Origin of the sequence: Cryobacterium sp. Sr8 (assembly GCF_004403225.1) — a bacterium.
Taxonomy (GTDB): domain Bacteria; phylum Actinomycetota; class Actinomycetes; order Actinomycetales; family Microbacteriaceae; genus Cryobacterium; species Cryobacterium psychrotolerans.
The window spans coordinates 1-10040 of the sequence record NZ_SOHO01000053.1; the positions used below are offsets into that span (position 1 = coordinate 1).

Annotated in this window: 9 protein-coding genes; 5 read left to right on the plus strand and 4 right to left on the minus strand. The window is 67.2% G+C overall.

Annotated features, from left to right (window positions below):
* Window positions 1-312 (plus strand): aldehyde dehydrogenase family protein (locus tag E3T54_RS11470; RefSeq protein ID WP_134475796.1); only part of this gene is annotated, 312 nt, incomplete at its 5' end.
* 31 nt (window positions 313-343) lie between these two features.
* On the opposite strand, the gene E3T54_RS11475 is transcribed toward E3T54_RS11470, so the two are convergent.
* Entirely contained in the window at window positions 344-1033 is a 690-nt protein-coding gene (locus tag E3T54_RS11475; protein ID WP_134475797.1) for a metalloregulator ArsR/SmtB family transcription factor, read from the minus strand.
* A 198-nt stretch (window positions 1034-1231) separates the two neighbouring features.
* Between E3T54_RS11475 and E3T54_RS11480 the strand changes: the two genes are divergently transcribed.
* Complete coding sequence (locus tag E3T54_RS11480) at window positions 1232-2431, plus strand: MFS transporter (RefSeq protein ID WP_134475803.1); 1200 nt, start codon at window positions 1232-1234, stop codon at window positions 2429-2431.
* A 228-nt stretch (window positions 2432-2659) separates the two neighbouring features.
* Here the strand turns inward: E3T54_RS11480 and E3T54_RS11485 are convergent, their stop codons facing one another.
* On the minus strand, window positions 2660-4465 hold the full coding sequence (locus E3T54_RS11485) for a DEAD/DEAH box helicase (RefSeq protein WP_092325117.1): 1806 nt from the start codon (window positions 4463-4465) through the stop codon (window positions 2660-2662).
* 57 nt (window positions 4466-4522) lie between these two features.
* Window positions 4523-5203: a hypothetical protein gene (locus tag E3T54_RS11490; protein WP_134475798.1), complete on the minus strand. Its 681-nt coding sequence runs from the start codon at window positions 5201-5203 to the stop codon at window positions 4523-4525.
* Between the two features lie 331 nt (window positions 5204-5534).
* Here E3T54_RS11490 and E3T54_RS11495 point away from each other — a divergent pair, with 331 nt between their 5' ends.
* From E3T54_RS11495 to E3T54_RS11505, 3 genes are all read left to right on the plus strand, one after another.
* Window positions 5535-5855 carry a hypothetical protein gene (locus E3T54_RS11495; protein ID WP_134475799.1) on the plus strand — a complete coding sequence of 107 codons (321 nt, stop codon included), beginning with the start codon at window positions 5535-5537 and terminating at the stop codon, window positions 5853-5855.
* 230 nt (window positions 5856-6085) lie between these two features.
* Window positions 6086-7456 (plus strand): NAD-dependent succinate-semialdehyde dehydrogenase, encoded by a 1371-nt coding sequence (locus E3T54_RS11500; RefSeq protein ID WP_134475800.1) that lies wholly within the window; start codon window positions 6086-6088, stop codon window positions 7454-7456.
* A 64-nt stretch (window positions 7457-7520) separates the two neighbouring features.
* Window positions 7521-9209 (plus strand): long-chain-fatty-acid--CoA ligase, encoded by a 1689-nt coding sequence (locus E3T54_RS11505; protein ID WP_134475801.1) that lies wholly within the window; start codon window positions 7521-7523, stop codon window positions 9207-9209.
* A 111-nt stretch (window positions 9210-9320) separates the two neighbouring features.
* Here E3T54_RS11505 and E3T54_RS11510 read toward each other — a convergent pair whose 3' ends face one another.
* Window positions 9321-9728 carry a VOC family protein gene (locus tag E3T54_RS11510; RefSeq protein ID WP_134475802.1) on the minus strand — a complete coding sequence of 136 codons (408 nt, stop codon included), beginning with the start codon at window positions 9726-9728 and terminating at the stop codon, window positions 9321-9323.
* Window positions 9729-10040 lie beyond the last annotated feature (312 nt).

Sequence of the window (10040 nt, forward strand, 5' to 3'; positions counted from 1 at the left end):
ACGTACACCGAGGGCCTCGACCTGATCAACAGCAGCCAGTACGGCAACGGCACGGCGATCTTCACCAACGACGGCGGGGCGGCCCGCCGTTTCCAGAACGAGGTGCAGGTCGGAATGGTGGGCATCAACGTGCCGATCCCGGTGCCGGTGGCGTACCACTCCTTCGGCGGCTGGAAGAACTCGCTCTTCGGTGACGCGAAGGCCTATGGCCCTGCCGGGGTCGCGTTCTACACCCGGGAGAAGGCCGTGACCAGCCGCTGGCTCGACCCGAGCCACGGCGGCATCAACCTGGGCTTCCCCCAGAACGACTAGCCGACCGCGGCAGGAGTCCGGCAGGCAGGAGTCACGCAGCGTCGGAGGACACCGGCAGGTTGGCCAGGCGCCATTCCAGCATGCCCTCGTGCAAGCGCGCTGCGGGGCGGCCGTCCTGGCGCAGCATGGTGACTGCCTCGTAGGCGAGCACGCAGTACGCGCCGCGGCAGTAGGCGACGATGTCGCGGCCCAGCGGCAACTCGCCGAGTCTGGCACTGAGTTCCTCAAGCGGAATGGAGAGGGCGCCGGGGATGTGTGCGGCCCGGAATTCCTGCCGCGGCCTGACGTCCAGCACGGTGACCGTCCCCGCCTGTGCGCGGGCGAGGAGGTCCTCACGCGTGATCTCCTGGGGCGCGTCACCGTCGCCCGCGTCGAATTCGCCCTGCCCGAGGTACGCGATGCGCTTCTGCTCCACCTCGGCAAGGTGGTTCCGGGCGACGGTGCGCATCAGGCTGTACAGCCTGGCGACATCGTCTCCGGCAAGTTGGTAGTGAATCCGGGTGCCCTCCCGGCGGGTGGACACCAGGCCGGCTTGCTTGAGGGCCTGCAGGTGGGCGGATGCCGTGCTCAGCCCCAGGCCGGCCGCCGTCGCCAGCGACTCCACGGTGCGTTCGCCCTGGGCGAGAAGGTCGATCAGCTCCAGGCGCTTCCCGCTGCCCAGCGCCTTGCCGACGCGGGCAAACTGCTCGAACAGCGCCGACTTCTTCTCCCGATCGCCCATGTGCGTTCCTCCCGGTTCCCTTCAGACTAGTATCTACTAGTAATCCATGGTTTTATGGAATATTGAGTGTTCCCGCCGAATGGCGGGGTCGTGCGACCTGAGGAGTGCGTGCACCATGGCAACGCTGCGTCTTGTCCCCACCATCGCCAGGAGCGCCGCGTGATCAAGCTGGGTCTCCGGCAGAACTTCGCCCAGTTCATGCTGCTCGTCGCCGTCAATGCGCTGGTCGGCGGTACCCTCGGCCAGGAGCGCACCGTGCTGCCGCTGCTGGCAGACGAGGTCTTCCACCTCGACCGGTACACGGGCGCGCTGACCTACATCCTGGCCTTCGGCCTGGCCAAGGCCGGCACTAACTACTTCGCCGGCACCCTCTCCGACCGCTACGGCCGAAAGCCCGTGCTGATCGCCGGCTGGCTGATCGCCATTCCTGTGCCGCTGATTCTGATCCTCGGCCCGACCTGGGGCTGGATAGTCGCGGCCAACGTGATCCTCGGCATCAGCCAGGGACTGACCTGGTCGACGACCGTGATGATGAAAATGGACCTCGTCGGCCCGAAGCAGCGCGGCCTGGCCATGGGCTTCAACGAGGCGGCCGGCTACCTCGGTGTCGCGGCCACGGCCCTGGCCACCGGATACATCGCCGCGGAGCACGGGCTGCGTCCCGGCCCGTTCCTGCTCGGGGCCGCCTTCATCGCCCTGGGTCTCGGACTCTCCGTGCTCTTCGTGCGCGAAACGCACCACCATGCGAAGACCGAGGCGGCCAACCACGTGTCCGTGCACGCCCACGCCGGCTCCCTCAGCGACCGGCAGGTCTTCACCCTCACGAGCTTCCGGGACCGCTCCCTATCGTCGATCAGCCAGGCCGGGATGGTCAACAACCTCAACGACGGCCTGGCCTGGGGGCTCTTCCCCATCCTGTTCGCCTCAGCCGGGCTCAGCATCGAGCGCATCGGCATCCTGGCCGCCGTCTACCCGGCGGTCTGGGGAGCCGGCCAGCTGATCACCGGCGGACTCTCCGACCGGATCGGCCGCAAGTGGTTGATCGTCGGCGGAATGATCGTGCAGGCGGTCGCCCTGGGCATGGTCGCCGTCGGGGACAGCTTCGGGATCTGGCTGGCAGCCGCCGTGCTGCTCGGGGCGGGCACCGCCATGGTCTACCCGACGCTTCTCGCCGCGATCGGCGACGTCGCCCACCCCGAATGGCGGGCCCGCTCGGTGGGCGCCTACCGCCTGTGGCGTGACGGCGGCTTCGCGGTCGGGGCGCTGCTGTCCGGACTGATCGCGGACGCCTTCGGCATTCCGGCCGCTGTCGCCGTGGTCGCGGCCCTGACCGCGGCATCCGGACTCGTCGTGGCCGTGCGGATGCGGGGCAACGACCACATTCGCGCTCGCGTCTGAACCGCCGGGTGGGCGCTCAACCGGCCTCGACGCCCTGGAGAGGGGGATCAGGATCTTCCCGCTCTCGGTCTCGGTCATCCTGTTCTGCATCGTCGGAACTGGCGTCGCGGTCATGGTCGCCGCGGCGGATTGTGCGCTGGTCAGATCGTGCTCGAGGCCGTCACCAATGACTAACAGAAATCGCTCCTGAGACTGCTCAGGAGCGATTTCTTGCTGTGCCGGTGAAACCTAGTCGCGGTAGGACTTCCGGTCCGGCCGGTCGCCGCGGTCGTCGCGGCGGGGTGCACCGCCGCGGTCGGGGCGGATCTCGATGAGCTTGCCGCTGATGCGGGTGTTTTCCAGCTTGCTCAGAACATCGCCGCGGAGGTCAGCGGGGAGTTCCACGATCGAGTACTCCGGGTTGATCTGGATGTGGCCGAAGTCTTCCCGACTCAGTCCGCCTTCGTTGGCGATCGCGCCGACAATCTGCCGGGGCTCCACCTTGTGCCGCTTACCGACCTCGATCCGGTACGACGCCATCGGCTTGCCGGTCGAACGAACCGGACGCTCACTCCGCAGGACGCGGTCTCCGCGGTCGTCACGGCCACCTCTGTCGCCGCGCTCCGGACGCTCGGCGCGATCCGGGCGGTCACCGCGGTCGCGGTCGACTCGCTCGTGACGCTGCGCTCGGGCGTCCTCGGGGGAGAGCAGCAGCGGCGTCTCGCCCTGCGCGACAACCGCGAGGGCGGCGGCAACATCGGCCTCGGGCACGTCGTGGTGCTCGACGTAGTGCCCGATGATGTCGCGGAACGTCGCGATCCGATCGGCCTGGCTGAGGGCCTCGGTGATCGCATCGTCGAAGCGGGCCAGTCGGGTGACGTTCACATCTTCGAAGCTCGGCAGCTGCATCTGCGTCAGCGGCTGGCGGGTCGCCCGCTCGATGGCGTTGAGCAGGTGACGCTCGCGCGGCGTGACGAAGCTGATCGCGGCGCCGCTGCGGCCCGCCCGGCCGGTGCGGCCGATGCGGTGCACGTAGGACTCGGTGTCGATGGGGATGTCGTAGTTGACGACGTGGCTGATCCGCTCGACGTCGAGGCCGCGGGCCGCGACATCCGTGGCGACCAGAATGTCGAGCTTGCCCGACTTGAGCTGGTTGACGGTGCGCTCACGCTGCACCTGGGGCACGTCGCCGTTGATCGCCATCGCCGAGTAGCCGCGGGCGCGCAGCTTCTCGGCGAGCGTCTCCGTCTCGTTCTTGGTGCGGGTGAACACGATCATGCCCTCGAAGTTCTCCACCTCGAGGATGCGGGTGAGAGCGTCGACCTTCTGCGGGTAGGACACCATCAGGTAGCGCTGGGTCGTGTTCACGGAGGTCGTGGTCTTGTTTTTGACCGTGATCTCTTCGGGGTCGTTCAGGTACTGCTTCGAGATCCGTCGGATCTGCGCGGGCATGGTGGCCGAGAACAGCGCGACCTGCTTGTCTTCCGGAGTGTCCTTGAGGATGGTCTCGACGTCCTCGGCGAAGCCCATCTTGAGCATCTCGTCGGCCTCGTCGAGCACCAGGTACTTGAGCTGCGAGAGGTCGAGGGTGCCCTTTTCGAGGTGGTCCATGATGCGGCCGGGCGTGCCGACGACGATGTGGACACCACGGCGCAGGGCGGAGAGCTGCGTGCCGTAACCCTGGCCGCCGTAGACGGGCAGCACGTGCACGCCGCGCATGTGCGCCGCGTACTTCTCGAATGCCTCACAGACCTGCAGGGCGAGCTCACGGGTGGGCGCGAGTACCAGCGCCTGGGGGCTCTTCTGCGACACGTCGAGGCGCGACAGGATAGGCAACGCGAAAGCGGCCGTCTTTCCCGTGCCGGTCTGGGCGAGGCCGACCACGTCGCGGCCGGAGAGGAGAGGAGGAATCGTTGCGGCCTGGATGGCCGACGGGGTCTCGTAGCCGACGTCCTTGAGCGCCTTGAGCATCGCATCACTGAGCCCGAGGTCGGAGAAGGTTATCGTTTCGCGGGCAGTGTTTGCCTCGGGCGCGGTTGGGTCAGGAGACGTCATACTCTAACGGTACTCGTTAGAAGTGTGCGAACGGTGCGTGGGGCCGGATGCTCCCGCTCAACCGTCCTGTGTTCCGACGAAATAGGCGGTGACAACTCCGCGGGTGCGGAGCGGCCCGGCGCCCGATATCGGTGCGACCTCGACGGTCCACCGCGGTGAGGATCGATCGACGCCGTCGGCGCTCTCGGCCCAGATTGCCTCGCCTCCCTCGCACGAGTACGTCCCGTACCAGCCGGTGTGCCGGGCCAGGTCGTTCCAGACGCCTCCGCTGCGGATTCGGCAGCGATCGCCATCGCTCAGGAGCAGGCCCAGCGCTTGCGCCTGCGGCGGCGCGGATACCGCGGGAACGCTGCCGACGGTCGGCATCCGGACGAGGCTCTTCTCCCACGGGTCGCCGTAACAGACAACGGACGACGGGGACGGATCCGGCCAGCAGGCGACGGCGTAGGCGCTCGACGGTAAGCAGGCCAGGATGTCGTCGTCGACGGCGACCGGGGACGGCCGCGGGTTCAACGAGGTGGCGCCGCAGTCGACGGTGACGGACGTGTCCTCGGTGACGCTGAAGCCCGGGGCCGGCAGGCCGACCGGGGTCACGGGCCGAATCACCACGCGCTCGGTTGCGGCCGTGGGCTCCGCCGACCTGAACGTGGTCGACGGCTGCGTGGCGCATCCGGCCAGGAACAGGAGCGGAAGGGCCAGGGTGGTGGGGAGCAGGGTGGTCAGGAGCAGTGAGCGCATCAGCCCTCCGTCTCGTGACGAACGCATCCATCCCATGATTCGCCGACCGACAGCCGCATGTATCGCTGCCGCCGCGTGCTGTGGCCCGCTGAGGCGCCTCGTTCGGGCCAGGCCGGGACTCTCCCCGGTCATGACGGCCCGCACCTCTTCACGCGTCATTTCTACGCGATTGGCCATACACCGGATTTTACGCCGGACCGGTCCGCGTGGTCAGTGGGAGGGGAACCCGATTGGGCCCCCCAAAAAGGCCCCTGGGGGTATGGCACAAACTGCGGATAGGCATACCATCGGCACAAACCAGGTGCCGGCATCCGGGCCAAGGGAGGTCAGAATGGCTCTCAAGCGAATCAACGCCTACTTCACGGGCGTCACCGAAACGGACGACGGGGACTTCCTCACCTGGGACAGCGTCGCCGTGATCAGCACGATCGACGAGCAGGACCAGTACACGGAGGTCGCGCGGCTGTCGGCCAGCGACGTCATTCGCGCGGAGGAGTTCACCTTCGACTCGGACGAATACGACATCCTGTTCGATCGCATCGTGGACGAGCTGGACAGCACCGTCGAGGAGTACGCCCAGGACAACGGCCTGACCATCACCGGCCGGGACAGCGACGACCAGTTCTTCTGGGACGTCGCACCAGCAGCCTGAGCGAAGCGGTGCGCGGCCCGCCTCGACCTCTCCTGCGCTGACCCTTTCGCCCCTGAAAGATGGCTGCAACTGACGATTTCATCCCCCGGACGGCTTAATCGGAACGGAAAACATCCGCCGGATATCGAGTCGAGCAGCATCGATCCGCCGATACTGCGGCAGACTGTAACCACGCGAGAGTGGTTGTCCGCTCTCGGTTGGCGTTAACGAAGACACCTACAGGAGCGATCATGAGCAAATATGTCGTCACGAACCCCGCAACCGGCGTCAAGGGATCGAGCTTTCCCCTGACAACAGATGATGAGGTGACCGACGCCATTGGGGCTGCGGATCGTGCTCACAGTGAGCTCCGCGGCACGTCGGTTGCCGAACGGGCAGCCCTCATGCAGCGAGTCGCCGACCTGCACACCGAGCGGCGCGAGCACCTGGCCGAACTCATCGTGCGCGAGATGGGCAAGCCGCTCGAGCAGGCCCTCGGCGAGGTCGACTTCGCGGCGGACATCTACTCGTACTACGCCACCCACGGCGAGGCCTTCCTCGCCGATGAACCGATCGAGCTGCTCGGCGGCGAGGGCTCGGCCTTTATCCGCAACGCATCGCTGGGTGTGCTCCTCGGAATCATGCCGTGGAACTTCCCGTACTACCAGGTCGCCCGTTTCGCCGGCCCGAACCTGGTTCTCGGCAACACGATCCTGCTCAAGCATGCCTCGCAGTGCCCCGAGTCCGCCGCCGCCATCGAGCAGATCTTCACGGATGCCGGTTTCCCCGCCGGCGCGTACCGCAACCTCTACGCGTCCAACGCCCAGATCGCCGACATCATCATCCCGGACCCCCGGGTCTGCGGTGTTTCGCTGACCGGTTCTGAGGGGGCCGGGGCCGCCGTCGCGGAGGTCGCCGGCCGCAACCTCAAGAAGGTCGTGCTCGAACTGGGCGGATCCGACCCGTTCATTCTGCTCAGCACGGACAACCTCGAGGAAGCCGTCGACGCGGCCGTTGACGCTCGCCTGGACAACTCCGGCCAGTCCTGCAACGCCGCCAAGCGCTTCATCGTGATCGACGGCCTGTACGACGCCTTCCTGGAACTCTTCACGGCGAAGATCACCGGCAACGTCCCCGCCGACCCCACGTCGCCGGACACCACGCTGGGGCCGCTCTCCTCGGTCGGCGCCGCCGAGAACCTCGAGGAGCAGCTCCAGCGCGCGGAGGCCCAGGGCGCGACCGTTGCCGCGCGGGGGAGCCGTAAGGGCGCCTTCTTCTCGCCGACGGTCCTCACTGGCGTCTCCCCGCACAGTGACGCCTACCGGGAGGAGTTCTTCGGCCCGGTCGCCGCGATCTACCGCGTGCAGAACGAGGCCGAGGCGGTGCAGGTGGCCAACGACATCCCGTACGGGCTGGGTTCCTACCTCTTCACCACCGACCCGGAGCAGGCCCTGCGCGTCGCCGACCAGATCGAGGCGGGGATGGTCTTCATCAACGGCTCGCTGCTCGACGGCGCGGAGCTCCCCTTCGGTGGAGTGAAGCGGTCCGGGTTCGGCCGCGAGCTGGGGCGCTTCGGCATCGCGGAGTTCGCCAACAAGAAGCTCATTCGCATTCTCAAGTAGCAGGATGCCGCGCCGCCCGGCCACGCGGGCGACGCGGCGGGGGCGTTCGCGGGATGATGGGACTATGCCGAACACCGACCAGCAGCCCTGGCTGAAGAACTACCAGCCGGGAGTCCCGGCCGAGATCGACCTGCCCACGGAGTCGCTCGTTGCGATGCTCGAGCGCTCCGTGGCCGAGGCCGGTGACCACCCGGCCCTGGAGTTCTTCGGGCGGCGCACGACGTACACGCAGCTCGGCGACCAGATCGACCGGGCGGCCGAGGGCCTGCGCCACCTCGGGGTGCGGGCGGGCGACCGGGTCGCGATCATCCTGCCGAACTGTCCCCAGCACGTCGTCGCCTTCTACGCGGTGCTGCGCCTGGGCGCCGTGGTGGTGGAGCAGAATCCGCTCTACACCTCGCGGGAGCTGCGCCACCAGTTCGAAGACCACCAGGCCCGCGTCGTGATCGCCTGGGACAAATCCGCGGCGCAGGTCAAATCGTTCCCGGCCGACATCGAGGTCGACCACGTCGTCTCGGTCAACCTCCTCGAGGCGTTCCCCACGGTCAAGCGCCTCGCGCTGCACCTGCCGGTGAAGAGCCTGCGCGAGTCGCGGGAGGCCCTGACCGGCCCCGCGCCGGGAACCATCCCCTGGAAGCAGCTGCTCGGCCACGGTCGAATCGACCCCGAGCATCCCCGCCCGTCGGTGGGCGACCTGGCGGCCATCCAGTACACCTCCGGCACCACGGGCAACCCCAAGGGCGCCATGCTCACCCACTTCAACCTCTACTCCAACGCACTGCAGGGCGAGGCGTGGATGCAGGGGGCCGAGTACCGCAAGGAGGTGTTCTACGCGATCCTGCCGATGTTCCACGCCTTCGGCATGACCCTCTACCTCACCTACGGCATCCGCAAGCAGGCCCTGCTCGTGCTCTTCCCCAAGTTCGACCCGGACCTGGTGCTCGACGCCATGAAGAAGTCGCCGGCGACCGTCTATTGCGCCGTCCCGCCGATCTACGAGCGCACCGCGATCGCCGCGAAGGAGAAGGGGGTCTCGCTGCGGTCGTGCCGGTTCTGCATCTCGGGCGCGATGAACCTGCCCGACCACGTCGTGGAACTGTGGGAGTCGGTGTCCGGCGGACTACTGGTGGAGGGCTACGGGATGACCGAGTCTTCCCCGGTGGCCCTGGGCAACCCGTTCCACCCGACCAGGCGCACCGGCACGATCGGCGTGCCGTTCCCGTCGACCCTGATGAAGGTCGTCGACCTGGACGACCCCACCATCGAGGTGCCGCAGGGCCAGCCGGGGGAGTTGCTGCTGAAGGGCCCGCAGGTCTTCCAGGGTTACTGGAACAACCCCGAAGAAACCGCGAAGGCCCTCCTGCCGGATGGCTGGCTGCGAACCGGGGACATCGTGACCGTGGACGAGGACGGGTTCACGACGATCGTGGACCGAGCCAAGGAGCTCGTCATCACGGGCGGATTCAACGTCTCGCCATCCGAAGCCGAGGCCGTCCTGCGGCTGCACCCGTCGGTGGCCGATGCCGCCGTTTTCGGTAAGGCGCTCGAGCGGGGCGGGGAGCTGGTCGTCGCCGCGGTCGAACTCCGGCCGGGATCGGAGCTCGACGAGGAAGGCCTGCGGGCGCACTGCCGCGACCACCTCGCGGCCTACAAGATTCCGCGACGGATCGTGCGGGTGCAGGAGATGCCGCGCTCGATGCTCGGCAAGATCCTGCGCAAGAAGGTGCGCGAGCAGGTTCTGCCGGGACTCTGAAGCCGCCCCTCAGCGCGGATTCCCTGACTGAGTTGCGGAAAAGCACCCTTCGTTTCGAACGGGAAGGTACTTTGTCCGCAACTCAGGTCGGTCCGGGGCTCACAGGGACTACTACTCGGGCACCGTGGCCGCGACCACGGCGAGCACGTTGGCGGCGGGATCCCTGAACCAGGCGATCGCGGCGCCGTCTTCCTCGTCGCGCATGATGCCCTTCGCGTCGTTGGGCGGCATGTCGGGGAGCTCGTCGTCGCCGTAGATCTTCGTCGTGACGCCTCGTGCGTTGAGCTCGTCGACGGTCTTCTCGACGTCGTCGGTCACGAAGTTCAGCACGGTGAAGCTCGCCGGCACGTGGTCGGGTTTCGCGTAGATGAACACCCGGCCGCCGTTTCCGAGTCGAACGTCGAGGTTGCCCATCATCCCGTCCCGCACCTCGAGGCCGAGGGTGTCGCCGTAGAAACGCCTCGCCTCATCGATGTTGTCCACCGAGAACGAGCTGAAGGCCTCGGATGTGGTGAACATAGCTGTGTCCTTCCAGAGGGTGTATCGATAGGGGAACGTTGTCGAGACTTGCACCCTCGGCCGGAGCCGTCTAGTACTACAGTCGCGTTTATTTTATTGTCTTCGGCGTGTTTCGGACGATTTCTGGCGTTTCCGTGTTAATCCTTGCGGGTGGGCGATGATGTTTGTGTGGCAGAGGTACAGGAGTGGGCTGACGGGTTGGAGGAGATCCGTGAGCTGATCGGGCCGCGTTTTGCCCGGTCAGAGCCGTGGGAGAACGCGGTGGACTATCTGCGCGGGCTTCTCTCGGGCCAGGAACGGAAGAATTCCTGG